Origin of the sequence: Thiorhodovibrio litoralis (assembly GCF_033954455.1) — a bacterium.
Classification (GTDB): domain Bacteria; phylum Pseudomonadota; class Gammaproteobacteria; order Chromatiales; family Chromatiaceae; genus Thiorhodovibrio; species Thiorhodovibrio litoralis.
Genome location: NZ_CP121473.1, coordinates 4,255,825 through 4,280,648, shown reverse-complemented (window position 1 = coordinate 4,280,648; position 24,824 = coordinate 4,255,825). Strand labels below are relative to the sequence as shown.

The 24,824-nt window shown below is 60.7% G+C and carries 23 protein-coding genes; 13 read left to right on the top strand and 10 right to left on the bottom strand.

All coding sequences use genetic code 11. The annotated features are described in order from the left end of the window. Nucleotide 1 precedes the first annotated feature (1 nt). From Thiosp_RS19435 to Thiosp_RS19420, 4 genes are all read right to left on the bottom strand, one after another. On the bottom strand, nt 2-1,708 hold the full coding sequence (locus Thiosp_RS19435; protein ID WP_201063916.1) for a nickel-dependent hydrogenase large subunit: 1,707 nt from the start codon (nt 1,706-1,708) through the stop codon (nt 2-4). A gap of 62 nt (nt 1,709-1,770) precedes the next feature. Continuing rightward, nucleotides 1,771-2,904, bottom strand: a complete 1,134-nt coding sequence (gene hybB, locus Thiosp_RS19430) for a Ni/Fe-hydrogenase cytochrome b subunit (protein ID WP_201063913.1) — start codon at nt 2,902-2,904, stop codon at nt 1,771-1,773. Continuing rightward, on the bottom strand, nt 2,897-3,931 hold the full coding sequence (hybA, locus tag Thiosp_RS19425) for a hydrogenase 2 operon protein HybA (RefSeq protein ID WP_201063905.1): 1,035 nt from the start codon (nt 3,929-3,931) through the stop codon (nt 2,897-2,899). The genes hybB and hybA overlap by 8 nt, the downstream gene beginning before the upstream one ends. Nucleotides 3,932-3,946: 15 nt before the next feature. Then, nucleotides 3,947-5,257, bottom strand: a complete 1,311-nt coding sequence (locus Thiosp_RS19420) for a hydrogenase small subunit (RefSeq protein ID WP_201063903.1) — start codon at nt 5,255-5,257, stop codon at nt 3,947-3,949. Between the two features lie 832 nt (nt 5,258-6,089). Here Thiosp_RS19420 and Thiosp_RS19415 point away from each other — a divergent pair. From Thiosp_RS19415 to Thiosp_RS19405, 3 genes are all read left to right on the top strand, one after another. Further along, a complete protein-coding gene (locus Thiosp_RS19415; RefSeq protein WP_242518293.1) occupies nt 6,090-6,920 on the top strand; it encodes a cytochrome c3 family protein in 831 nt (276 codons plus the stop codon). Next, nucleotides 6,917-7,534: a cytochrome b/b6 domain-containing protein gene (locus Thiosp_RS19410; protein ID WP_201063901.1), complete on the top strand. Its 618-nt coding sequence runs from the start codon at nt 6,917-6,919 to the stop codon at nt 7,532-7,534. The genes Thiosp_RS19415 and Thiosp_RS19410 overlap by 4 nt, the downstream gene beginning before the upstream one ends. A 101-nt stretch (nt 7,535-7,635) precedes the next feature. Continuing rightward, entirely contained in the window at nt 7,636-9,972 is a 2,337-nt protein-coding gene (locus Thiosp_RS19405) for a cytochrome c3 family protein (RefSeq protein WP_242518287.1), read from the top strand. A gap of 80 nt (nt 9,973-10,052) precedes the next feature. Here the strand turns inward: Thiosp_RS19405 and Thiosp_RS19400 are convergent, their stop codons facing one another. Beyond that, nucleotides 10,053-11,006 carry a trypsin-like serine protease gene (locus Thiosp_RS19400; RefSeq protein WP_201063899.1) on the bottom strand — a complete coding sequence of 318 codons (954 nt, stop codon included), beginning with the start codon at nt 11,004-11,006 and terminating at the stop codon, nt 10,053-10,055. A 345-nt stretch (nt 11,007-11,351) separates the two neighbouring features. Here Thiosp_RS19400 and nifB point away from each other — a divergent pair, with 345 nt between their 5' ends. The 6 genes from nifB (at nt 11,352) to draG (ending at nt 15,469) form a co-directional block, all read left to right on the top strand. After that, a complete protein-coding gene (nifB, locus tag Thiosp_RS19395; RefSeq protein WP_323696617.1) occupies nt 11,352-12,794 on the top strand; it encodes a nitrogenase cofactor biosynthesis protein NifB in 1,443 nt (480 codons plus the stop codon). A gap of 24 nt (nt 12,795-12,818) precedes the next feature. Next, on the top strand, nt 12,819-13,097 hold the full coding sequence (locus Thiosp_RS19390) for a 4Fe-4S binding protein (RefSeq protein ID WP_201063895.1): 279 nt from the start codon (nt 12,819-12,821) through the stop codon (nt 13,095-13,097). Between the two features lie 98 nt (nt 13,098-13,195). Further along, nucleotides 13,196-13,480 carry a 2Fe-2S iron-sulfur cluster-binding protein gene (locus Thiosp_RS19385; RefSeq protein ID WP_201063893.1) on the top strand — a complete coding sequence of 95 codons (285 nt, stop codon included), beginning with the start codon at nt 13,196-13,198 and terminating at the stop codon, nt 13,478-13,480. Between the two features lie 46 nt (nt 13,481-13,526). Beyond that, the gene (locus tag Thiosp_RS19380) at nt 13,527-13,874 is read left to right on the top strand and encodes a 2Fe-2S iron-sulfur cluster-binding protein (RefSeq protein WP_201063890.1); all 348 of its coding nucleotides are present in this window, start codon (nt 13,527-13,529) and stop codon (nt 13,872-13,874) included. Nucleotides 13,875-14,016: 142 nt separating this feature from the next. Continuing rightward, complete coding sequence (locus Thiosp_RS19375) at nt 14,017-14,532, top strand: nitrogen fixation protein NifQ (protein WP_242518298.1); 516 nt, start codon at nt 14,017-14,019, stop codon at nt 14,530-14,532. After that, nucleotides 14,513-15,469, top strand: a complete 957-nt coding sequence (draG, locus tag Thiosp_RS19370) for an ADP-ribosyl-[dinitrogen reductase] hydrolase (protein ID WP_201063886.1) — start codon at nt 14,513-14,515, stop codon at nt 15,467-15,469. Before Thiosp_RS19375 ends, draG begins: the two co-directional genes overlap by 20 nt. A gap of 37 nt (nt 15,470-15,506) precedes the next feature. Here the strand turns inward: draG and Thiosp_RS19365 are convergent, their stop codons facing one another. The 3 genes from Thiosp_RS19365 to Thiosp_RS19355 form a co-directional block, all read right to left on the bottom strand. Next, nucleotides 15,507-16,022 (bottom strand): DNA-deoxyinosine glycosylase, encoded by a 516-nt coding sequence (locus Thiosp_RS19365; RefSeq protein ID WP_201063885.1) that lies wholly within the window; start codon nt 16,020-16,022, stop codon nt 15,507-15,509. Between the two features lie 110 nt (nt 16,023-16,132). Next, on the bottom strand, nt 16,133-17,101 hold the full coding sequence (gene dusA, locus Thiosp_RS19360; protein ID WP_242518297.1) for a tRNA dihydrouridine(20/20a) synthase DusA: 969 nt from the start codon (nt 17,099-17,101) through the stop codon (nt 16,133-16,135). Between the two features lie 123 nt (nt 17,102-17,224). Continuing rightward, complete coding sequence (locus tag Thiosp_RS19355) at nt 17,225-19,066, bottom strand: SulP family inorganic anion transporter (RefSeq protein ID WP_201063883.1); 1,842 nt, start codon at nt 19,064-19,066, stop codon at nt 17,225-17,227. Between the two features lie 271 nt (nt 19,067-19,337). On the opposite strand from Thiosp_RS19355, the gene lapB reads away from it, so the two are divergent. After that, nucleotides 19,338-20,537 (top strand): lipopolysaccharide assembly protein LapB, encoded by a 1,200-nt coding sequence (lapB, locus tag Thiosp_RS19350; protein WP_201063882.1) that lies wholly within the window; start codon nt 19,338-19,340, stop codon nt 20,535-20,537. Nucleotides 20,538-20,588: 51 nt separating this feature from the next. Then, the gene (gene galU, locus Thiosp_RS19345) at nt 20,589-21,464 is read left to right on the top strand and encodes a UTP--glucose-1-phosphate uridylyltransferase GalU (protein WP_201063881.1); all 876 of its coding nucleotides are present in this window, start codon (nt 20,589-20,591) and stop codon (nt 21,462-21,464) included. Nucleotides 21,465-21,529: 65 nt separating this feature from the next. Here the strand turns inward: galU and Thiosp_RS19340 are convergent, their stop codons facing one another. Both Thiosp_RS19340 and Thiosp_RS19335 read right to left on the bottom strand, forming a co-directional pair. After that, entirely contained in the window at nt 21,530-22,144 is a 615-nt protein-coding gene (locus Thiosp_RS19340) for a hypothetical protein (RefSeq protein ID WP_201063880.1), read from the bottom strand. A 31-nt stretch (nt 22,145-22,175) separates the two neighbouring features. After that, nucleotides 22,176-22,844 (bottom strand): hypothetical protein, encoded by a 669-nt coding sequence (locus Thiosp_RS19335; RefSeq protein ID WP_242518285.1) that lies wholly within the window; start codon nt 22,842-22,844, stop codon nt 22,176-22,178. A 302-nt stretch (nt 22,845-23,146) separates the two neighbouring features. Between Thiosp_RS19335 and pilM the strand changes: the two genes are divergently transcribed. Both pilM and Thiosp_RS19325 read left to right on the top strand, forming a co-directional pair. Then, nucleotides 23,147-24,241: a type IV pilus assembly protein PilM gene (pilM, locus tag Thiosp_RS19330; protein WP_201063879.1), complete on the top strand. Its 1,095-nt coding sequence runs from the start codon at nt 23,147-23,149 to the stop codon at nt 24,239-24,241. Beyond that, nucleotides 24,241-24,819: a PilN domain-containing protein gene (locus Thiosp_RS19325; RefSeq protein ID WP_201063878.1), complete on the top strand. Its 579-nt coding sequence runs from the start codon at nt 24,241-24,243 to the stop codon at nt 24,817-24,819. The genes pilM and Thiosp_RS19325 overlap by 1 nt, the downstream gene beginning before the upstream one ends. Nucleotides 24,820-24,824 lie beyond the last annotated feature (5 nt).

Here is a 24,824-nt window from a genome sequence, read left to right as displayed (position 1 = left end):
ATCAGAGGTTGGTGTTGACACGAACGATGTCGCGGCCCTGGTTGTCGTGCAGATGGATGGCGCAGGCCAGGCAGGGGTCGAAGGAGTGCACGGTGCGCAGCACCTCAAGAGGTTGTTCTTCGACCAGGATTGGATTGTCCATCAAAGATGCCTCGTAGGGGCCCTGCTCGTCGTTCTGGTTGCGCGGTCCGGCGTTCCAAGTCGATGGTACCACCGCCTGGTAGTTTTTGATCTTGCCATTCTCGATCACGATCCAGTGCGACAGGATGCCGCGCGGGGCCTCGTGGAAGCCAAAGCCCATTTGCTCGCCCTTGGGGAAGGTCGGCGGGTTGAAGGTGGTCATGTCGCCACTGGCGATATTGCTGATGAGTGCGTTGTAGTTGTCCTCCAGCATATCGTAGAGCACCTGGGTGCGCACGCAGCGCGCGGCATGGCGGCCGAGGGTGGAGTGCAGCACCTTAAGCGGAACCTCCGAGCGGGTGATGGCACCGATGCGCTGCATGGCGACATCCAGATAATGCTTGGTGCGCTCATCGCCAGCCGCGACCATGGCCAGCACATTGGCCAGCGGGCCGACTTGGGCGGGCTTGTCGGCAAAGCTGGGTGCCTTTACCCAAGAGTAAGCGCCGTTTTCGTCGAAATCGGTGTATTTCGGGATGGTGTCTTCCTGATAGGGCGAGCGCGTCCAGTCGCCGTCATACCACGCATGCTTGATGCTTTCCTTGACGTTCTGCTCGAAGAAGGGATCACCGAAATGGGTGATCTGATGAAATTGGCTCAGATCGCCATTGGGGATGTAGCCGCCGGGCATGGCGAATTCCGTGCCCTTGCCGTCCTTGGGGAAATCGGGCGCTGAGAGATAATTGGTTACGCCCTCGCCATAGGGCAGCCAATCGGCATAGAGCGCGGCGATGGCGGTGACATCGGGCAGATAAACCTCGCGGATGAAACCTTTAATCTCATCCATTAGCGTCTTGACGTAGGCCAGGCGTTCCATGTTGAGCGCGGATTGCTCATTGGGGTTGATCGGGTTGGCCACGCCGCCGACGGCGAGATTTTGAATATGCGGGGTCTTGGCGCCAAGAATCGCGGTGATCTGATTCGCCTTGCGCTGGTACTCCAATGCTTCCAGATAATGGGCCACGGCCATCAGGTTGGCCTCGGGCGGCAGAATCATGGCCGGATGGCCCCAGTAGCCGTTGGCAAAGATACCAAGCTGGCCACTTTCGACGAACTTCTTCACCTTCGCCTGCACTTGGGCGAAGTGATCGGCGCTGTTGTTCGGCCAGTTCGACAGGCTCTGGGCCAGTTGCGCGGTCTGTTTCGGATCAGCACTCAGCGCCGAGACCACATCCACCCAGTCCAGCGCCGAGAGGTGATAGAAATGCACGATATGGTCATGGATGCCGTGGGCGGCCATGATGATGTTTCTGATCAACTGGGCATTGAGCGGGATTTCCATGTCCAGCGCATTCTCCACCGCGCGCACTGAGACAATGGCATGCACCGTGGTGCAGACACCGCAGATGCGCTGGGTATAGAGCCAGGCATCGCGCGGGTCGCGCCCGGTGAGAATGGTCTCGATGCCGCGCCACATCTGGCCGCTCGACCAGGCATTGACGACCTTGCCGTCTTGGATATCGCAATCGACGCGCAGATGCCCTTCGATGCGCGTCACGGGATCGACTGTTATGCGGTTGATGCTCACCTGTGGTGTCTCCTTGGAATTCGCTCAGCGGTATTGGGCGCGGCCTGATAACAGGGTTTGGGTTAGTGCTCGGTGGCCATGATTGGCGTCTTCTTCACGAAGAACAGATAGGCCATGATCTCGAAGGCGACGATGCCGAGGGTGATACTCATCTCGCCCACCGACGGGAAGTAATGCCAGCCGGGGCCGGGGTCGAAGGCGATCATGAAGGCGTCGAAGCGATAGAGCGCGCCACCGAGCACCACTGCGAGCGAGCTCCAGAACAGAATGGTCGGGCGGGTGCGATGATACTTGTCGGCCAGAGTCACGATGGCGAAGACGAAGAGCGCGATCTCGACCAGGAACAGCCAGGGCTCGAAGCCGGGCTCGGCAATGGCGCGGATGTTACCGGTCAGGAACAGGTCGCCGATGCGTAGCACCAGATAAGCACCTAGCAGCCAAGGGATGATGGCGCTGATCTTGGCGAGCATTGGCGTTTCGAGTTTGCGCCCGAGATTCACCGAGGCATAGAGCGACTCAAACACCACGATGCCATAGCCCATGGTGATGGCGGTGATCAAAAACAGCAGCGGGATGATGGTCGTCTGCCACAGGTCATGCACCTTGTAGCCGGCAATCAACAGCAGTGAGCCGAGCGAGGACTGGTGCATGGTCGGCAGCAGAATGCCAACGCCAATGAAAAAGAACAGGATATGGCGCATGAAGCGCAGCAGCCGGTTCGCCTTCATCGCCTCCAGGATGGCCGGGGAGAACTCAATCCACAACACCAGGGTGTAGAGGGTGACGCAGAGCGCGACCTCCAGCATCACGGAGTTGAGATTGATGTACTGCGGCAAAAAGACGTTATACAGCTGCCAGTAGCGGCCCACATCCACCACGATGGAGGCGCCGGCCAGCGTATAACCAAAGACGCTGGTCAGCAGGGCGACGCGGATCATCGGGTGGAACTGCCCGCGGTTGAACACGTAGACCAGCAGCGCCATGGCATAACCGCCGCAGGCAATGGCGGTGCCTGTGACCACGTCATAGGTGATCCACAGGCCCCAGGGGAAGCCGTCGCTCAGATGCGAGACATCCCCGATACCAAAGACAAAGCGGCGCACCAGAAAATAGCCGCATATCAACACCAGCACTCCCATGAAATAGAAATGCCGGGTCAGCAGCTTACCGCCGAGCGGGCGGAATGCCTCAGTCATCACGGCTCTCCGGTTTCGGGTCGCGCTCGTCCGTTAAGGACGTTTCATGCTCGGGATGATCTTCCCGGTCTTCCTTGGTGTGCTGATAGGCCGCGTAGACCAGACCGCCCAGCAGCAAGCCGGGGGCGACCATGCCCTTGTAGAGGGTGTGCTGCAGCGTCTCGGATAGCCGCGCGCGGGACTCGTCACCCACCGGTGGCATGCCAAGTTCTTCGAAGGGTACGCCGGCCACCATCAGATACTGGGTGCCGCCGCTCTCGGTCTCACCATAAAGGTGTGGTAGGTATTTCTTTGCCTCAGCCTCGCGGGTCTTGCCGCCGAGTTGATTGAGCGGAAATTCCACGCGCTCGCCGGGCTGCATGGCGAGCCGACGGTGACCTTCCACGCGCAAGTCCTCGACGCGACCGAACAGGCTCGCACCTGTTGGGCAGGCGTCGCAGCAGGCCGGGATCTCGCCCTCGGCGATGCGCGGGGCGCACATCTGGCATTTGACGATCTGCGGGAAAGTCTTGTCGTACTGGAACTTCGGGATATTAAACGGGCAGGCGAGCTGACAATAGCGGCAGCCGATGCAGGCGTCCGGGTTGTAGCTGACGATGCCGGTGAAGGTGTCTTTGGTCAGGGCGCTGACCGGACAGGCGGAGACGCAGTCCGGGTCGATGCAGTGCATGCAGGCGCGCTTGATGAAGCTGGCATCCGGATCTTCGAGAGCGGTGCGGCTGCCCTCGGCCACATAGGCCTTGATCTTATTCATGGTGCGACCGTTCAGGTCGTCGTCGCCATCCCAGGCACCCTGGACGCCATGCGCCTGATCGATGGGGCCATTGCCGCTGATGGGCATGTCATTGGCATCCTTGCACGCATGCTCGCACGCCTTGCAGCCGATGCACAGGTTGGCATCGTAGAGAATGCCGATGGCATCGGGCGGCAGGGTCTTGCACGGGCGGGCCTGCACTGGAGAAGCACCCACGGCGACCGCGCTACCGGCGGCCATGACTTTGAAAAACTGACGACGATCGATGTTCATGGGTGTACCTCCTTGCTAGGCATCACTGACTTCGGATGACTTGTTCTGTGCAGCTTGCTGGGCGCTGTTTTGGGCCTCGGCCTCCTCAAGCGCCTTGAGCTTGCTGTTGGCGCCGAGCGCATAAACCAGGGCGCCGCCGCCAATAGCGCCGGCCACCGCGGCGGAGGTCATGGTGACCCCACCCGGGTGCTCGGTAATGATTCCGGGGAAGATGGACGGTGAGGCGACCGAGACATTCTCGGCCTGCTCATGCAGCGGCTTGTTAAAGCCCACTCCCTGCTCGGAGCAGCCAAAGCAGGGATGGCCAATGCCGACCGGCCAGGTGTTGCCGCCGACATCGCCAAACTCGATCACCGGACAGTTGGCGTAGGTCTCTGGTCCCTTGCAGCCGAGCTTGTACAGGCACCAGCCATGGCGATGGCCGTCGTCGCCATATTCCTCGGCAAAGCGCCCGGCGTCGAAGTGCGGACGGCGCTCGCAGTTCTCGTGAATCAAACGTCCGTAGGCGAACTTTGGCCGATTCTTGGCGTCGAGCTCGGGCAGCTGATTGAGCGTCAGGTAGTAGAGAACCGTCGAAAGAATGTTGTAGGGCGAGGCCGGGCAGCCGGGCAGATTGATGACAGGTAGTGGCATGCCATCGGTCTTGGTGATGCCATAGAGGCTCAGCGCGTCATGAATGCCAATCGCTCCGGTCGGATTGGGCGCCGCGCTCTGCACACCACCCCAGGAGGCGCAGGAGCCAATCGCAATCACCGCGGCCGCATGCGGAGCGATCTCGCGCAGCATCTGCTGCGGAATCTTGCCCGCCACCTTGCAGAAGTTGCCGTCACCGGCCGTGGGCACCGAGCCCTCGACCACCAGAATGAAGTTGCCCTTGTTCTTCTCGAGCGAGTTGTGCAGTGCCTGCTCTGCTTGATGACCAGCGGCGGCGAGCAGGGTCTCGGAGTAATCGAGCGAGATCAGATCAAGGATCAGCCCCTCGACCGTGGGATGGGTGGCGCGCAGCAGGGACTCGGTGCAGCCGGTGCATTCCTGAAAATGCAGCCAGATCACCGGCGGGCGCGCCGGGCTAGCGGCGTTTTGCTCAACTGCGGCAAGCACTTTTCCGGACATGGCCGCCGGCAGGCCCATGGCCGCGGTGATGGTGGTGGCGAACTGCAGGAACCGACGACGGCTGATGTCGTGCAGATCGAGGTGCTCGGCGAGATTGTCCGAAATTCGCTGCGTGGGGCTCTTTACCGGACTCTTTGCCTGGCCGTCTGCGTGGGCGGGCGCGACCGCGTCCTGCGTTGCTGCATTCAAGAATGGCTGTTGTTCGATGTTCATGCGCGCTGCCCTACCTCTGTCGCCTGCGGGATTTGCCTGTTTAGTCTGTCAGAATATGCGAAGGTACTAATATGCTTATGTGCTATATTACTTATAGACCGATTTTGCTCAGGTGTCCAGGATCGCCGTCGCTTGTTAGCTAAATTGAAACCATGCGATTCATTAGTGTTTTTCTGGGTTATTCGCGCGAAATGGCAATTAAGTATTCGATTGCGTTTTCGCATTGCAGCAGCGCGGCATTGCGGCGCACTTGCGTATTGGTCGCCGGGTTGGTGACAGGGATTGGGGAGATGGGGGTTCGCGCTCTGTTGAGTCGCCGTCGATTGACCCGGGTCAAATTGCCCCGGATCAATTAGCGGCGTTTTTCCCGGGCAAGGCTGCGCGTTTGGCGTTATCGTCAAAGTGAAAGAATCGCCGGGGACCGTTGTGTATGGGGTGTGCGGGAGCCTGGACCGTCCCGAACCCGGTCTCGAACAATTACGATCTTGGGGGACAGTTTTCTGTTAGCTGATCGATCATGAAGAAAAACCACACAAAAACTCGCGATCCGCGCCGGGGCCCAATGGTGCCGAGTGGCAGGACCGGTTGGCTCTTGTTAGCGCTATCGGCCATGTTGGTTCATGCCGGCGCCTTGATGGCGCAGCCAGGTGCTAACCCTTCAGCCCCTGCATCGGCGTCCGGTCCGGTAGTGGGTCTGGAAACGGGTCCGGCCGCGGGGCAAATATCTGCGGGTCAAATATCTGCAACGCCAGCGGCTCAGCAGGGCGCTGCGCTCAAGACCCCTGACCCGCAAGCTGCGGAGGAAAACCGCGCCTGCCTGCGCTGCCATGGGATGGCAACACTCGGCTATCGCGACGCGGAGACCGGGGAGATCGTCAATCTTGCTGTCGATCGGGAACTGTTCGGGCACTCGGTGCATGGCGATCTGGCCTGTAGCAAATGCCATGGGGGCGACTACCAAGGCTATCCCCATCCGCCGGAGCTTTCGGCGGCGGAGCTTAACTGCGTTGCCTGCCATGAGGATCATCCGGAAAATACCGACAGGCTCGATTTCAGCCTGATCAACGAGGAGTATCAGGCCAGCGTCCATGCCATGTCTGATGACCCGGAGGCGCAAGGCTTCAACTGCCACTCCTGCCATGATCCGCATGCCTTCCGCGCCTCCCTGTTGGGGCGGGAGATTCCTGACATCGTGGCCTATGACAATCAGATCTGCATGTCCTGCCACGACGACCTGCGTGATCCGCTTAGCCTGTCGCACTCCTGGCTGCCCAACCCCAGCAAGCATTGGGAGTCTGTGCGCTGTCTCGACTGTCATACCCCCTTGAGCGAAAGTGGCCGGCCAGTGTCCCACCAGATTCTGAGTGCCGAGCAAAGCAACGTGAACTGCGTCAATTGCCACACCCAGGGGCAGGGGCTGTTGGCCAGGCTGTATGAGTATCGTTCGCAGCAGGACATCGAAAGCCGCGGTTTCTTTGCCAAGGCGGTCTTCAATGATGCCTATGTGGTTGGCATGAGCCGCAATTCGCTGATCGATCTTCTCGCCTTGATCATCATCGGGTTGACCGTTCTCGTCCTGGCTGGCCATGGTTACGGCCGTTATCGGGCATACCGCGCGTTACGCGAACAACAGGCTGCTGCGAGCGAAGGAGACAAGCAATGAGCGCACTCTATCTGTACCCCGTGTGGCTGCGCCTGTGGCACTGGCTCAACGCGCTGCTGTTTATCGTGCTGATGGTCACCGGCGCGAGCATGCATTTCGCCGGCATGCCCTGGCTGCTGCCGTTCGATACCGCAGTGCCGATTCACAACGCCACCGGCATTCTGCTGACTATCAGCTGGGTGGTTTTCGTGCTCGGCAATCTGTTCACCACCAATGGGCGACATTACCGGGTACGCTTCCGTGGCCTGTTCAAGCGCTTGTTCGCCCAGATGACCTATTACGGCTATGGCATTTTCCACAATGCGCCGCATCCCTTTCATGTCACCGAAGAAGAAAAGCTCAATACCTTGCAGCAGCTGAGCTACATCGGTGTCATGTATGCCCTGATGCCGCTATTAATTATCAGCGGCTGGTCATTTCTGTATTCGGTGTACCTGCCGGAAACGCTTTTCGGTATTGGAACCCTGTGGATCATCGCTATGGCGCATTTGACCCTGGCGTATTTCCTGGTTCTGTTTTTGATTGTTCACATGTACATCATCACAACTGGCGAAACCATCCTGACCAATCTGCGGGCGATGTTCACAGGTTGGCATCGGGAGACGGATCACTGAATTTCCCCGCAACGCGACTGTCCGACTTAAGTCGCAAATCGGGATTCAATGATCCACTGGCACCGCGCGAGACTGGCGCGCCTGACTGAAGAGAAGCAAACATGAGCACCCTGACGGAAACACTTGTCAGCCCCAAGTCCAAACGCCGTTTTTTGATCATCGGCGGTCTGCTGCTTGCGGTCATTCTGGCGTACAAATTTTTATATCCGCTGTTTTTCGATGCCTACGTCGGCAAGACCAACGCGCCGCTCAGCTATAGCAGCAGCCAGGAACTGACCGACCTCGAGTTCGAAGTCCTCGCACGCGAACTGAGCGAGGAAGCGCGCTACGACAAAGCCGCTGCGGTGGTGCGCGAGGATCAGGACCCGCTCGCGCGCAAAGTCAAGATCGAGATGCTGATGAATACCCCATCCTTCGTCAGCGAGGTGGAACCCAAGCATATCGAGTATTTCCGTGAGGCCGGCATTCGCAAGTACGTCGGACCGGAAACCTGCCTGCGCTGCCATGAAACCATCACCGTCAATCACGGCGAGGGCGAGCTCAAGACAGTCAACACCTTAGAGGACATCGTCAATTCGGTGCATTTTAAGTTCCAGACTTCCGGCGGTGGCTTTTCGACTTATGGCTACGACGGGCGTCAGGTCAACGCCGGCCCGCACAAGATTCCAGTCGGCAAGATCGACCGTGCCTGCGGCATCCCCGGCAGCTTCACCTGGACTGGCTGGGCCGCGCTGGTCGAGAGCCGCCCGGAGCGCGCCGGGGGCGAAGTCGAGATGCGTAGCGAGGGCTGTGGTCAGTGCCACATCGGCGGCAATTACCAGCCCGCCACCGAGAAGATGATGCCCATCGGCGACGTGCCCGATATGGCGAAGCAGGGCATCGACTGCCTGATCTGCCACTCGCGCACCTATGACATGAACAAGCGCTATGTCCTCAAGGACGACAAGGGCACCCGCTGGAACCAGGATCGCAGCATGCGTGCGGCCCTGACCGTGGCCGAGATCCGCAGCGACAACTGCCTGCGCTGTCATCAACACAACATGGGCGGTGACATCTACGCGCATAACTTTGCCGCCACCCAGTTGGGCGACGAAAACCAGCGCCTGCTGCACCATGGCGCCAAACGCGGTAATCCCTTCAGTCCGCAAGACGACGTCCATGCCGCTGCCGGTATTCAATGCACCGACTGCCATGAGCCAGAAGGCCACAAGATCCCGCGCGGGCGCATGGGTGTCGATCTGGTCGCCAACGACTTGCCGGATAAGGACGTGACCTGTTCCAGTTGCCACACCGAGGCACCGCACAACAACTCCGAGGACAAGGCTCTGCTCAATGGCCATATCGCCCGCATGGCCTGCGAGACCTGCCACATCAAGGAGTTGGAGCACAACAGCGTGGTGCTGCGCGACTGGGTGCATCCGACCTGGAATGCAGAGGAGGGCGTCTGGGAATACACCGACATCTATCAATCCGGTGAGCCCGGCAAAGGCTTTAAGTTCCTGTGGTTCAACGGCAACGGCACCTTCTTGGCCAATGCGCTCGGCAACAATCCCGAGGGCACCGGTGCCTACAATCCGCTGATGAACCAGATGGTCAGAATCGATGATCCGGAAGCACTCGCTGAGATTCGCGCCGCGGCTGAGAAGCTCAAAGAGACCTATCCCGACATCGACGTCGATGACTATGTCAGGAAGGCGACTGATCCGTTAAGCCAACTCACGCCAGAGATGCTCGCCAAGCGCCGCGAGATGATCGACAAAAACCTCAAAGTGGCGATGAACGAAGGCGAAAGCCGCATTTATCCGTTCAAAGTCTTCAATGCCATGATGTATGAGGACATGGGTAACCAAGGCCCCTTCGGCGCCATGATCTTGCCGTTCGACTACTCGACCTACTATGAGACTGGCGACCCCAAGGCCGCGGTCAAGGTGGCTATCAGCGATCCCATCGTCAAGCGCATGTATCAGACGCCCTTCAAGGTCTACATGATGGATGAGTTCATGTACTACTTCGGAGTCATGCAAGGCTGGTCGCCGCACTTCCCGATGACCGATGACGGCGAGCTGGTCAATGTCGAGCCCCACTGGATGCGCCAGATGGGCACCCTGATGGTCAATCACGGCATCAATGGCAAGGGGCGCGAGTGCAAGGAATGCCACGATCCGAATGGCGTCATGGACTTTGCCGAGCTGGCCTACTCACCCGAGCGCATCGCTGAGCTGCAGGACCTGGAAGGCCTGAAAAACAGCGGCAAGAGTCTGAGCAATGCCGGTTCCAACGCGCCTGGGCAAGCGCCTGATCAGCCGGCCGACCAACCCGCGGATCAAGCAAAGCCGCGGCCGCCGGTCGAGGCGCGCGCGAATGCGCACCCCGCCGGACCTGTCCACTCCAATCTCATGTCAGTCGCTCGGCCCGCAGCTCCCTACGGGCGTCCGTAATCGCCGCTGGCGGCAGTTCAACATTACAAACGCGCGGCCCGTGCAATGCGGGCCGCGCACTGCGTTGGCAGCCCCTGCGCTCATCGCGCCATCTCGAGCCAGTCGGCCAGTGGAGCAAGGTTGACGGCCATGTTGGACCGTGCTCCGTGCCTTGCATTGAGGCCATAGACCACCGTATTGACTCCAATCACCCGCCCTTTGTGCAGCACCGGCCCGCCGGAGTTGCCAGGGCACAGTGATGGGGCGCCCTCGCGCATTTGCCCGCCCATGGTGTAGAAGTTGATCGCATCCGCGCGGATCACTCGGGTCGTCCCCCAAACACGTCGCATCGGGTGAGTTGAATCGGCACCGGGCGCGGCGCAACCATAGCCGACCAAAGTTACTTCAGTGTCCGCATCCGGTACCTTGGGTTCAACGGCGAGGGTGGGTATATCCGGCGTGGCGGTGCGTAGCCGCAGTAAGGCCACATCGGGATAGCGCGCCGCGAAGTGATAGCGCAGCCGCAGTCGTTTCTCGAGCGCCGCCTCTGGGCTTAGCGTCGGCATGGCCGAGGCGTCAAGCTCGCGCTCGCGCGCCGCAGCCAAGCGATCACGCTTGTAGGCTTGAAAAGCCTGCAGACCTCGCGCATAGGCTGGTGCCAGGTGTGCTTTATCGATCACCACGGGATGCGCGTCATCGGCTGAGCGCTGCACCGGGGTGTTGCTCAGCAGAATTTCACCGCCGGGTTTAAACGCCTCCCGCAGCTCGCCGCTTTGCGGCTCCACCAGACAATGGGCCGCGGTAAGTAGCCAATGCGCGCTGATTTTGGTTGCGCTGCACAGGCTGCCGTCAGCCTCGGTCGCGATCTTAACCACCGCTGGATACTGCCCCCCAATGTCGACCTTTCCCTGATGCAGGGCGCACGCCGGGGCTGCGGCGAGCAGCAGCACGAGCGCGGCGATTGGCCGCCTGCGGCGCGGGTCGCGGATCGCACAAAGGCCCATCAGGACCTGTCGCGCTTGCGACAAGGTCCCGTTCAAGCGTTTGCAAGACATTGAATTACAGCTTTTGTTTCGCTGCGCAATGGTGGGCATGCGTTTTGCATTGATGCCTGTAATTCGCGTTTCAGGCGCTGCGTGGCGGTGCTGTCGATTTCGACGGGAGGCATCATGGAGTTAAAGGTTGTTGATCCGTCCGGTGCTGTACGGAGCCGGTGTCAGTCTTCAGATCGCGCGGTCGCATCGGGTGCGAGCTGCGACGGCAGCCGGGACGGCTCGGGGACTGGCTGCGGTGGAGCCAGTGCAAAAGCATCCAACATTACAGAAGCATCTAAGAGCCCAAGCGTATCCACTCGCCAGAGTGCGTGCGGGGAGCAGACGCCCGCAGCAACACCGGGCCCGGTGAACGTGCAGGACAAAATCCGCAATCACCCCTGCTTCTCGAAAGACGCGCATCACCATTATGCGCGCATGCATGTGGCGGTGGCGCCTGCATGCAACATCCAATGCCATTATTGCAACCGTAAGTACGACTGTTCCAACGAGTCCCGCCCCGGCGTGGTCTCCGAACTGCTCACGCCCGAGCAGGCGGTCAAAAAGACCTTGGCGGTCGCGGCAGAGATTCCGCAGCTCACAGTGCTCGGCATTGCTGGGCCGGGCGATCCGCTGGCCAATCCCGAGCGCACCTTCGCGACCTTTGCGGCCTTGACCGACAAGGCGCCGGATATCCGCCTGTGCGTCTCGACTAACGGCCTGATGCTGCCGCAGCATGTCGAGGAGCTGTGCAAGTACAACATCGACCACGTCACCATCACGATAAATTGCATCGATCCAGAGATCGGCGCGCAGATCTATCCCTGGATCTTCTGGGAGCATCGGCGTATCCGCGGTGCCAAGGCCGCCGCCATTCTGATCGATCAACAGCTCAAGGGCCTCGAAATGCTGGCCGAACGGGGCGTGCTGGTCAAGATCAACTCGGTGCTCATCCCCGGTGTCAACGATCAGCATCTCGCTGAAGTCAGCCGCGTTGTCAAAGAAAAAGGCGCCTTCCTGCACAACATCATGCCGCTGATTGCGGAGCCTGAGCACGGCACCTTCTTCGGCCTGATGGGGCAGCGCTCGCCCACGGCGGATGAGCTCAAAGCCGTGCAGGAGCAATGCGCGAACGACATGGAGATCATGAGTCACTGCCGCCAATGTCGCGCCGACGCCATCGGCATGCTGGGGCAGGATCGCCATGCCGAATTCACCCTTGAGCGCATCGACAAGCTGGAGATCGACCACGCCGCCGCGATGGAGCGCCGCAGGCAGGTGCATAAGGAGATCGAAGCCAACCGCGCAGCCGCGCAGCCGTCGCGCGTTCTGGTGTCGCTTGATCGCCTAACGCGCACCACCAAGGCGAAGCCTGGCTTGACCGGCGCGGATGTGGGTAACGCCCAAGTCGCTTCCAGTGCAAAGGCGTTTCAAGTCGCTGTGGCCAGTGGTGACGGACGTGCAGTTGATCAGGCCTTTACTGAGGCGAACGCGTTTTTGATCTACCGGCTCGACGCCCAGGGTGCCCGGCAAATCGCGACGCGTGAAGTCATTGCCCAGCTACAAGCTGGCAATGAAGGCGCCGCGGGTGCGGACAAGCCTGCGGCGATCACTGCCCTCGATGATTGTGATGCCGTGCTGTGCACGCGGATCGGCTTCGATGCCTGGCAGCAACTGGAAGCCGCCGGAATCCGTCCGCTGACGGCGGAGGCCGGCGCGGCAATCACCGCGGCACTTGCAAACGCCTATTCCGATTGGCCTGGCGCGCATGAAACCAACACCGACACGACGGGCCGCGCGCTCTCGGCCTGAAGTCCGCATTGGGGAGTCTTCCAAATGTCCTATCGCATTACAGACGACTGTGTGAACTGCTGGGCCTGCGAACCCCTGTGCCCAAGCCAGGCGGTGTTTGCCGCTGAACCGCATTTCCGTATCGATTCAGCCCGTTGCACCGGTTGCGAAGGCGACTTTGCCGAACCCCAGTGCGCCAGTATCTGCCCGATTGAAGGCGCCATTCTCGACCCAAGCGGCGCGCCGGTGAATCCGCCCGGCTCGCTGACTGGCATTCCCCCGGCTATCTGGCAGCAGACACAGGCGGCGATTCAGGCGCGTTGAGTCTTCAGACCCGCCGCCGAGCGGATGCGCGCGAAGCGCAACCGCCGTGTGGCGAGCACATACCTTTTTTAAATCGACCAAACAGGAGTCAAAACCCCATGGCAAAAGCAAAAGTCACTTTCGAAGACATCGGCCAGACCGTGAATGTCCCAGCCGGCATTCGCGTGATCGACGTCTCCGAGAAAATCGGCGCTGGCATCATCTACGGCTGCCGCGAGGGCGACTGCGGCACCTGCATGATGCATGTGACGGAAGGCTGGAACAATCTGACCGAGCCCTCGGTGCTGGAGGAAAAAGTCCTGCGCGAGAACATGGCCAGCCGTCATGACCGTCTGGCCTGCCAGGCGCAGATTATCGGCGACTGCACAGTCAAGCCTGCTTAATCCATACCCCCGTCTTACCGCTTGAAATTGATGGAGCATCGAAACGATGGCTTTAGTGACATTCTCTAACCCCGACTTCAAAGACAAGACCGTCTACGCAGTCGCCGGCAGCCACACCGAGACCCTGCTGAAACTCGCCAAGGAAAACAAGGTCCCGGTCAATTTTGACTGCCAGGATGGCGAGTGCGGGCACTGTCTGGTGCGGGTCACCAGTGTCGACAACAAAGACCGCATGGGCTACTTCCTGACCGACAAGGAGCAGAACGTCCTCAAGGAACTCGGCAAGCTGACCCAGGATCAGATCGACGCGTTGCATGTGGACGACATGCCAAGCGAATGGCGGTTGGCCTGCCAGATGATCGTCCGCGACGAAGACATTCTCGTGGAGTACTGATCCAATGCGCGCCAGCGTGTCTCCTCCGGTGCGCGCCAGCGTCTCAGCGGTTGCGGCGCGCGAGGCCCATCGTCCGGTGCCGGAGATCGGTTCTTTTGGTATCGATGACGCGCGCGACGCGCCCGATCGCTTCAGCCGGTTGATGCAGCATGCGGCCGGTCGCGGTAACGATCGTGCCTTTGCCTGCATGATTGCCAGCCGGTGCAGCGGTCTGGGCGCGCTGCCCGACTGGCTGGGCTTGGAGCCTGCCGCCTTCGGCTGCCTGATGCGCTGGCATTTTCCCGGCGTGGAGCTTGGCGGGGCAGTCGCGACAGGCGCGCGCCTGGCACCGGAGCGGTTCGATGAAGTCGCCGATCTGGTGCGCATCCTGTTGATGGACAAAGCCGGCGACTCACCCTCCGAGGTGTGGATGGCGCACATCGTCGCCGTTGGCTGCTGCGGGGACGATCACCTGTGGCAGGATCTGGGGCTGTGGGATCGCTCCGAGCTAACAGCCTTGATGCAGCGCAACTTTCCTGGTCTGGCTGCGCGCAACATCAAGGATATGAAGTGGAAACGCTTTCTCTACAAACAGTTGTGCGAGTCCGAGGGTATCTACACCTGTCGCGCGCCAAGTTGCGGGGAGTGTGTCGACTATCATGCTTGTTTCGGTCCTTGATCCTGAAGCCCTGTTCCTCGCCAAGGCTGACTCTGGCGAGCTGATCCGCCGTCGCGCGGTCGGCGCCTATCTCGGCCTGGCCGTAGGTGATGCGCTTGGTGCCACCGTGGAGTTCATGATGCCGCGGGAAATTCAGGCCGAATATCGCGTGCATCAGGAGATGATCGGCGGCGGCTGGCTGAAGCTGCGCAAAGGGCAGGTCACCGACGACACCGAAATGGCCCTGGCGCTTGGACGCAGCATCGTGCAGGCGGGCCGTGTCGATGCAACCGCTGCCGCCGAGGCGTTCAGCGACTGGATGAGCACCAAGCCGGTCGACATTGGCAACACCGTGCGCCGCGGTATCGCGCATTTTCGCCAAACCGGCGAAACCGAAATGCCCGAGAACGACTACGACGCCGGCAATGGCGCCTGCATGCGCTGTCTGCCGATCGCCTTGGCGACGCTCGGTGCCGATATCGAAGCGGTCGATCAGGCCAATCGGATCCAGGCTCATGTCACCCACCATCACATCCTCTCCGATGCCGGCACCCTGTGCGTCATCCGCATGGTGCAGGCAGCGATCCTTGGCGGCGACAAGACCGGGCTCAAGCTGCTGGCCGAGTCGTTGGTGGCGCAGGAGCGCCGTTTCGGCTTTGAGCGCAAACGGCTCGAAAACCCCAGTGCCTATATCGTCGACACGCTCAAGGTCGTCTTTCAAGCGCTGTTCGCCACCGACAGTTTCGAGAGTGCACTGATCGAAGCCGTCAACCGCGGCGGCGATGCCGACACCACGGGCGCCATCGTCGGCATGATCGCTGGCGCGCTGCACGGGCCAGCAGCAATTCCGGTGCGCTGGAGCCGGCATCTCAAGCGTCCCGTCAAGCAGGAGGCGGTCAGCCAAGCGCATGCGCTGCTCGCACTCTCGCCCTTTGTGCGCAGCGGGCAGGTCAGGTAGCAGCGGCCAACGTACTCCACGCGCCGGCATAACGCACTCAGTTGTCGGCGAGGAGATCGCGCAGAATGCGCCAGGCCTCGACTTTCCCCTCCAGGGTGAGGCGCGCCATTGCCGGACTGGTCGACGGCAGCTGATAGTGTGGCAATGCCTGATGCGCCAGCGCGGGCCGAACGCGCCGGTTGAACTCGCGTGCCGCGGTGCCACCATTGAAAATCACTGCTTTTAAGCTGGGCTGATCCGCGATCAAGCCAGCGATTGGATTGACCAGAATACTGTCAGGCTCAATAGCCGCGTCGGCGCTGCCCTTGCGCGCGCAACGGCCAATCACATCCCAAAGCGCCACCCCGCGCGCGGCCAGCGCCGCGCAGCGTTTCGCATAAGGCAGATCATTCGGCCAGCCAAACAGTCGCGCCATGACGGGCCAGAATGCGTTGCGCGGGTGGCCGTAATATTGCCCCTCCCGCAGCGATGCCGCACTCGGCATCGAACCCAACACCAGCACCTGCGGGACAGGGCCGAGGATCGGCGGAAAGCCTTCGAGATACTGGGTCATTGCGCTTGGTGATGACGATTGCAGAGCGACTAAAGATGAGCCGGAATTCCATGCAATTCAGGTAACTATTCCCGCAACCAGTGCAGACCGCCACCTGCCAGCGGAGTCATTCAGCCGGCTGCGGCCGCCGCAGCATGCTCCTCAGGCTCAACCACCTGCGCCGCGGCCTGCCTCAGCACCTCCACGCCGGCGCCGGCCCGATGCGCTTGCTCACTCAGCACCCGCCGCCAGCGCCGCGCGCCCGGACAGCTGTTGAAGAGCCCGAGCAGATGTCGGCTGATGCTGTTCAAAGGCACGCCCTCGGCAAGGCACCGCTCCACATAGGGATAGAACTGCTCCAAGACTTGATGGCGACTCGGCAGCGGATGCGGATCAGCAAACAACTCCCGATCCGCCAACGCCAGCAACCAGGGGTTCTGATAAGCCTCGCGCCCAATCATCACCCCATCAAGCTGCTCGCACCAATGCCGCGCCTGTTCAAGCGTGGTGATGCCGCCATTCAGCACCAGCGGCAGATCAGGGAAATCTGAATGCAGCCGCACCGCCACGTCATAGCGCAACGGCGGCACCTCCCGATTCTCACGCGGACTTAAGCCCTGCAGCCAGGCCTTGCGCGCATGCAAAATCAGCAAATCGCAGCCCGCAGCCCTGACCTTGCCGGAAAAATCGGCCAGTTCGTCGTAGCTGTCGCGGTCATCGATGCCAATACGTGTCTTCACTGAAACCGGCACCGACACAGCATCCTTCATCGCCGCGACACAATCCGCCACCAGTCCGGGCTCCGCCATCAAGCAAGCGCCAAAGCGTCCATTCTGAACCCGATCCGACGGACAACCGACATTCAGATTGATCTCGTCATAGCCCCAGTCCGCCCCCAAGCGCGCGCAACGTGCCAGATCGGCTGGATCAGAGCCCCCAAGCTGCAGTGCAACCGGATGCTCCGTCGCATCGAAGGGCAGAAACCGGGCGCGATCCCCATGAATCAGCGCCCCGGTCGTTACCATCTCTGAATAGAGCCAGACATGCCGACTGATCAGTCGAGCAAAGAAGCGAAAATGCCGGTCAGTCCAATCCAGCATCGGGGCGATGGAAAGCCCTCTAACACCGCACGGTTGCAGCATATTCGATGATCCTTCGTCAGTCATACGGCAGTGAAACTCCGGCGCCCCCTTGCATAGGATCAGTCTGCGTAAAGTCGGCGGCTAGGTCATGCTTGTCGTGCCGCCACCACTGCTTGGTGTCTTACCCTTGGCCGCCGGGACTAAGAAATGATGCGGTGGCCCACATTCAATAAAAATCCGCTTCTCGCAGGTCTCGCAAAGGGTGCGATCTAGCTTCTGATAGATGCCCCGAACGGCAGCCTCCTTCGACTGAAAAACATTGCGAACCCCAATGGCGTCGAGACAGCCCGCGGCATCGAGCCTCTCCCACAAGCCGGGCTTGACGTTGATTAAATACAAGCTGCCGCCTGCCTGACGCCGCCTGTCCGCCTCATCAAGCAGTGTCTGCGCGCCCTGGAGATCGACGAAGTTGATCCCGTCGGCCATGATGGCGAGATGCTTCTGGTCAGAGAAACGTGCCCGCAGAATGTCGAAAGCCCGCTCCACATGCGCGACCGAGCCGAAAAACAGCGAGCCGTCGATGCGAATAAACCTCACCTGTGGGCACTGGACTACTTCGTTCTCATCGGAGAATGCACGCTTGGGCAGACGCGGATCGGGGGCCAGGGTGACGATGCGCGGTTTGGATGTGCGCTCAAGGTAAAGCACCAGCGAGAGCAGCACACCGGCAAAGATCGCGAATTCAAGCTCCAGGAAGAGCGCCGAGAAGAAGGTCACGCCCACCACCGCGGTCTGGCGCGGGGAAGCATGCAGTATGTGGCGGATTTCCTTGCGGTCGATCAGCCCCCAGGCCACCAGGAAGAGCACGCCGGCCATGGCCGCCTTGGGCAGGTAACTGGCCAGCGGGGCCACCAGCAGGACGATCACCATCAGCAAGAGTGCCGCGAATACCGCAGCTAGCGGGGTGCGCGCGCCTGCTTCGAAATTCACGCCGCTGCGATTGAACGAACCGGTCGCCACATAACCCGAGAAAAACGCCCCGGCAATGTTCGACAACCCCTGCCCAATGAACTCCTGATTCCCGTCGATCCGATAGCCACCGCGAGCAGCCAGAGAGCGGCCGATGGAAACAGCCTCCGTCAGCGCAAACAGTGTCACCGCGAGTGCGGTAGGGGCGAGCTCTTTGATATGGTTGAGTGAGAAGTCCGGTGTCGACAGTGGCGGCAGGCTTGCTGGCAAGGCACCGACGGTGGCGATGCCCGTGTACTCGGGGCCAAGTACGAGATCGAAGAGCACAGCCGCGACACTCCCGCACAGCATCGCCGCGATCATGTACGGGAACTTCGGTATGCATCGCCGCACCAGGATTCCGACCGCAAGTGTGATCACCCCAACCAGAGTCGCATAGGGATTGATGTCCACCGCATGGCGGCCGAACTCGATCAGGATGTCGTGGAAATGGCCGCCGCTGTCCATTTCGATGCCAAAGAAATGCTTCAACTGCTTGGCCGCGATCAAAAACGCAGCGCCAGCGGTAAACCCGACCACCACTGAGTGGGAAATAAAATTCACCAGTGCGCCAAGGCGGGCGAAGCCGAGGGCGAGCTCGATCACCCCGACCATGAAAGTGAGCGTGAGCGCCAGAGCGACATAATCCGGCGTGCCTGGCGCCGCCATCAGTGACAGCGAAGAAAACAGCACCACCGATGCCGCTGTGGTGGGCCCTGAAACGAGATGACGGGACGAGCCAAAAAAGGCGGCGATGATGGCGGGCACCATGCCGGCATAGAGCCCATACTCCGGCGGCATGCCGGCGATGGTAGCGAAGGCGACGCCCTGCGGCAGCACGATGATGGCTCCGGTCAGCGCGGCGAGCATATCGGCGCGCAGATCCTGCGCCGTTACCTGCGGCAGCCAGCGGGCGAAGGGCCAAAGAACGGACCAATTAACGGACCAATGAAATTGTCTGGTAGAGGTCGGCATCGAGCGTGCCTCCATGCGGGCGGAATCATCAACACAGGCCAGCAACTGGAGTTTGCAGCCAAATCTAAAGAAGGCGAAAAAACCGCCGTGAAGCAGTTGGTCGCGGTTGGCGCCAAGAGCCGGTTGGAGGTGGACTGGGTTTTTCGTTTGAGGAGCAACGTTTTCTTAAAGAGATTCGGAAACGGCGATGCGACCTCGGGCGCTTGCCTGTATTATACGGGCAACGCGGGTTTTGCGGGCGGGGTTCGACCACTGCCGCCGGGGTTTATTGATGGAATGGTTGTTTCTGCTATTGCCGGTTGCCGCCGCCTCTGGTTGGTGGGTTGGACGGCGTGGCGACGGGAAGCGCGCAGCGGGTTGTGGTCCGGGCCCGGAATACTTCCGAGGCCTGAATTACCTGCTCAACGAGCAGCCGGATAAGGCGATCGATGTTTTTCTCGAGCTGGCCGAGGTTGACCGCGAAACGGCCGAAACGCATCTGGCGCTGGGGGCACTTTTTCGTCGCCGCGGTGAAGTCGATCGCGCGATTCGCATTCATCAGGATCTGGTCGCGCGACCCAAGCTGACCGCTCAGCAGCGTGCCTTTGCACTCTACGAGTTGGGGCTGGACTATATGCGCGCCGGTCTGCTGGACCGGGCGGAAAGTCTCTTTCTGGAACTTGCGGAAACCCAACTGCAGGTTCGCCCGGCGCTGCGAGCGCTCATCGACATCTACCAGCAAGAAAAGGACTGGCAGCGCTGTCTTGAAACCGCACAGCAGCTCGAAGCGGCCGGCGAGACCCCGTTGCGCGGTGAGATTGCGCAGTTCCACTGCGAATTGGCCGAACAATGCCTGCGCGAGCAGGATAGTCGCTCGGCGCGACGGCATTTAACTGACGCCCAACAAGCTGATCCGGACTGCATCCGCGCGAGTCTGCTTCAGGCCGAGATGGACATGGCAAGTGGTGATGCGAAGGCGGCGCTCGGCCTCTATGCGCGCGTCGTCGAACGCGGTCCTCGCTATGTGCCGGCCATGCTGCCAGGTTTGCTTGACTGCTATCACCAGCTTGGCCATGAACGCGTGGCAGACGAGCTTAGCGAATTGTTCCAGGCACAACCCAGCCCGCCGCTGATGCTGGAATTGTCCGAGGCGCTCGAGCGTGAGCAGGGCGCCGGGGCCGCGGAGGCTTTCTTAATCCATTACCTGCGCGAGCATGCCGATCTGGCCGGTGCCGAGCGTTTGCTTGAGCTGCGGGTTCGTCAGCAGCGTGAGCAGGGTGGGGCGGTCGATTCGAGCGCGGAAATCGTGCTCGGTGTGGTGCGGCATTTGCTCTCCGCGCGACCAGCCTATCAGTGCGATCATTGCGGTTTCGAGGCGCGGGCACTGCACTGGCAGTGCCCGAGTTGCAAGCATTGGGGGAGTATCAAAGCGGTCGAACCTGACCCTTTGGTCACTGATGCGGCACCGCTGCGACAACGCCGCATCGCATAAAATACGAATTCAATGGCAGCAGCCCATTTGTAACAGATTTCAGGAGTCATTATGGCAACCATTGGCAAGACGGTATTTCCAGTAGCGGGGCTTGGAACCCGCTTTCTTCCGGCAACCAAGGCGAGCCCCAAAGAAATGCTGCCGGTTGTCGATAAGCCTTTGATTCAATACGCCGCCGAGGAGGCGGAAGCAGCCGGTGCCGAGCAGTTGGTCTTTGTCACCGGGCGCAGCAAGCGCTCGATCGAAGACCATTTCGACAAGGCCTATGAACTGGAAATCGAGCTCGAGCGGGCGGGGAAGACCAAGCTGCTGAAAATTGTCCAGAGCGTGTTGCCGGACCATGTCGACTGCATCTACCTGCGCCAGGCAGAGGCTTTGGGCCTGGGGCATGCGGTGCTTTGTTCCAAACCCGTGGTTGGCAATGAGCCTTTCGCGGTGGTGCTGGCGGACGACCTGATCCGCAATCCGGGCGGCCCGGGTGTGGTCGAGCAGATGGCCGAGGTTCACGCGCGCACCGGAGCGAGCGTGCTGAGCGTGGAGGAGGTCCCGCCGAGCGAGACCAACAAATACGGTATCGTCGAGACCGAGCGTCAGGCGGATGGATCGCTCAGGGTCACGTCAATTGTCGAGAAGCCGGACCCTTCTCGCGCGCCGTCCAATCTCGCGGTGGTCGGCCGCTATCTGCTCAACCCGACGATCTTTGCCGAGCTGGAGGCGACCGAGGCTGGTGCTGGCGGTGAGATTCAGCTTACCGACGGGATCGCGCGTTTGCTCGAAAAGGAACTCGTCGTTGCCCATCCCTTTGTCGGCAAGCGCTACGACTGCGGCAGCAAGCAGGGTTACCTCGAGGCAACGGTCGAGTTGGCGCTCGAGCATCCCGAGTTGGGCGAAGAGTTTGCCAAGTATCTCAAGCGCTTGATTTCCTGACGTGCAGGCTCCGGGCTGCTTGATCGCAAAGTGGGCCTGGGCCTAGGGCTGCTGCTGCCCCGTACTCAGCCGATCAGCGCTTTTTCCAGCGCTTTGAGATCAATGGCTTTCAGATAGGCCTCAAGCATATCTTTCGTGGCTCCGCCGCTGCCGTCAAGTTGCAGCAAGATGCGGGTGCCAAGCATCAGGGATAGCTGAGCGTCGCCATTGCTGTCCGTCTGCAGCATGCCGCGATAGGCGCCGAAGCTGTAGGGCTTGGTGCCGGGTTCCGCCTGCATCAACATGGGGGTGGCCATCAGCATGTTCATCATCGCCAACAGCGGCGAGTCGGCCGTGACTGTGATGCCAACGCGTGCGCTGCTCTCGTCCTGGCGATAACTGCGAGAGATGCTGGTACCGGTCAACAGACCAATGAGCCCCCCGGAAGTACTGTCCGCCGCTTCCGCGCTCCAGCCTTTGAGTGGCTCAGGTAACAGCAGGGCGCGTTGCTCGGCCAGTTGCTCCTCGATCTGCGCGGCGGCAAATTGCAACGCCTGAATGGCGATCCTGGACTCGCCCTCGCGATAGGCCTGCAAAGCAGCGTCGATTTGGTCCGTCACCGGATCTGCCGCACCGGGAGTCACGGCGCCGAGGAGCATCAGCAGAGCGCAAAGGGTTTGCAGGGTTCTGGTGTTTCGCATCTTGATGTCCTTCTGTGTGATTCGCTGAATCTTATGGAATTTCGTCCAGAAGTGTCTCAACTTCGCTGTGGCTCGCGCCGCGTTGAGGCCGGTTGGAGACAGGGTCGAGTGGCGGATTGCGTCTGGCGTTTGGCGGCAGCACATCGACCTGGATCGGCACTGCTCCCGCCACGAAGCGCACAATGGGGTGGTCCAGGCGCTGATTGCCAGCGTAACGAAACTGCGCCTGATCCGGGCTCCAGGGTATCTGCCGATCAATCAAGGTCCATATCACCTCTTCGGTGCTCTCGGCAAACACCTGTAATTCGATGCCTTGTGCGCGAGTCGCGGTGCCAGCCAGGGCGGGTCCGACCAGGCGGGGGCTGAACGCATCGAACAGCCGCATCGCGTTCAGCGCCTGCTGCAGCAACTCGCGCCATTCGCGCTGGTGCGATTCCCGACCAAAGAGCCGCTGCTGCTCCAACAGCCGTTGTTGAATCTCTTCGTTGTCGGGCCACAGCCGTCGGTTGCTGATGCCCATGCGCTCGGCTGCCTTGCGTCGAGCGTGCTCGAAAGCACTGATATGCTCGTCCACCATAATCCGCGCCGCTGCGTAGGCAAGCTGCTGGCGTTGGGCCGCCAGTTGGGGTGACTGTCGGCGGGTGCTCTTGCCGGCAGGCTGCGGCTGCGCTTGGCGTTTGTGGGAGTGCTTTCGGGGCATGGTGCATCGCGCTGGTGTTGTCGCGACAGTGTCAGCTCGCGCGGCTGATCTGGTTGGCTCAAGCAGCATCCTGCACCGAGCGGCGGCGGCGCGCAAGCCGAAACCCGGCTTGGGAGGCAGGGCTGTCGCGCTCGTGGGCCAGAAACAGCGGGTTCCGATCAAGCCTTACAGACTTCTGAACTTGGTCTATACTCGAACCAACAAGAAAAAAAGTCCAGCTAGTGCACTTGTTTAAGACGCTTTTATAATCTAAACTCGAAACAACCTTTCAAAGTCTGCGATTCTCAGCGCCGCTGCATGCCATGTTCAATTTAGGCCGCAAGAAACAGTCCATTCTCGGCATCGACATCAGCTCCACCTCAATCAAGCTGGTCGAGTTGACGCGCACCGGCAGTTACTCGGCCGGCATGTATCGCGTGGAGGCTTTCTCGCAGGAGCCGTTGCCAGCCGGCGCGGTGACGGAAAAGAAAATCGCCGATGTCGAAGTGGTCGGCGCAGCCGTCGAAAAAGCCTTGGCCCGCTCGCGCTCGAAAACCAAGCTGGCGGCAGTAGCCGTGCCGGCATCGGCAGCCATCACCAAGACCATCGCCATGTCCTCGGCGCTGTCTGAAAGCGAAATGGAAGCACAGATTCAGCTCGAGGCCGATCAGTACATCCCTTATCCGCTTGAGGAAGTTAACCTGGATTTCGATGTGCTGGGAACTTCCACTATTTCGGCGGACATGGTCGATGTGCTGCTCGCCGCTTCACGGCGCGAGAATGTCGATAACCGGGTCGCGGCACTCGAATTGGCCGGGCTTACAGCCCAGGTGGTGGATATCGAGACCTACGCGATGGAGAACGCCTGCGCGCTGCAGTTAGCGAACATCGACGAGGCGCTCGAATCCAAGACCATCGCGGTGGCCGATGTCGGCGCCACCACCACCACCCTGCATGTGCTCAATGGCGGCACCATCGTCTATACGCGTGAGCAGAACTTCGGTGGCAATCAGTTGCTTGACGACCTGGAGCGCCGCTACGACCTCTCGCGCGAGCAGGCGCTGGCGGGGCTGAATCAGCTGGATTTGCCGTCGTCGGAAGGCGGGCTGCCGGAAAATGCCCAGACCGAAGTCATAGGTCCGTTCAAGGAGGCGTTGGCGCAGCAGGTCAGTCGCGCGCTGCAGTTCTTCTACTCCGCGAGTAGTTTCGGTCGCACCGACCAGCTCATCCTCGCCGGAGGCGCAGCGCGCTTGCCGGACATCGCGGACCTGGTCGAGCAGCGGCTCGGTTTTCCGGTGCAAGTGGCGAATCCGTTCGAGGATATGGTGCTGGCGCGGAACGTCGATCGCAACGGCCTCGAGCGGGCCGCACCCGGCATGATGATTGCTGTCGGGCTTGCGCTGCGAGGGTTTAACTAATGGCCAGAATCAATCTCCTGCCGTGGCGCGAAGAGCGCCGCCAGCGCCGCCAGCGTGACTTCGTCTCGGCCATCATCGCGGGCGTGGTCGTAACCCTGCTTGCCGGCTTCGCCGTGCAAATGCAGTTTTCCAGCATGATCGACAGTCAGAACCGGCGCAACGAGTATCTGACGGAAGAGATTCGCAAGCTCGACGAGATCATCAAGGAGATCGATCGGCTGGAGTCCCGCAAGCAAGACCTGCTTGCGCGGATGAAGATCATCCAAACCCTGCAGGAGAGTCGGCCCGAGATCGTTCGTCTGTTCGATGAGTTGGTCCGCGCCATACCAGAAGGGGTCTTTCTGGTCGACCTTAAGCAAAACGACGGCAATATCACGGTTCAGGGGCGCGCCCAGTCGAACGCGCGGGTCTCGGCGCTGATGCGCAATATTGAGGATTCCGAATGGATCGGCTCGCCGCAACTGCTGGTCATTGAGAACAAAGACCAGACCGGCACGGGCCTTTCGCATTTTCGCCTGAGCTTCAAGCAGCAGCGCAAGAAAAAAGACGATCAGGACGGGCAGGGCGAAGCGGGTTAGATCAG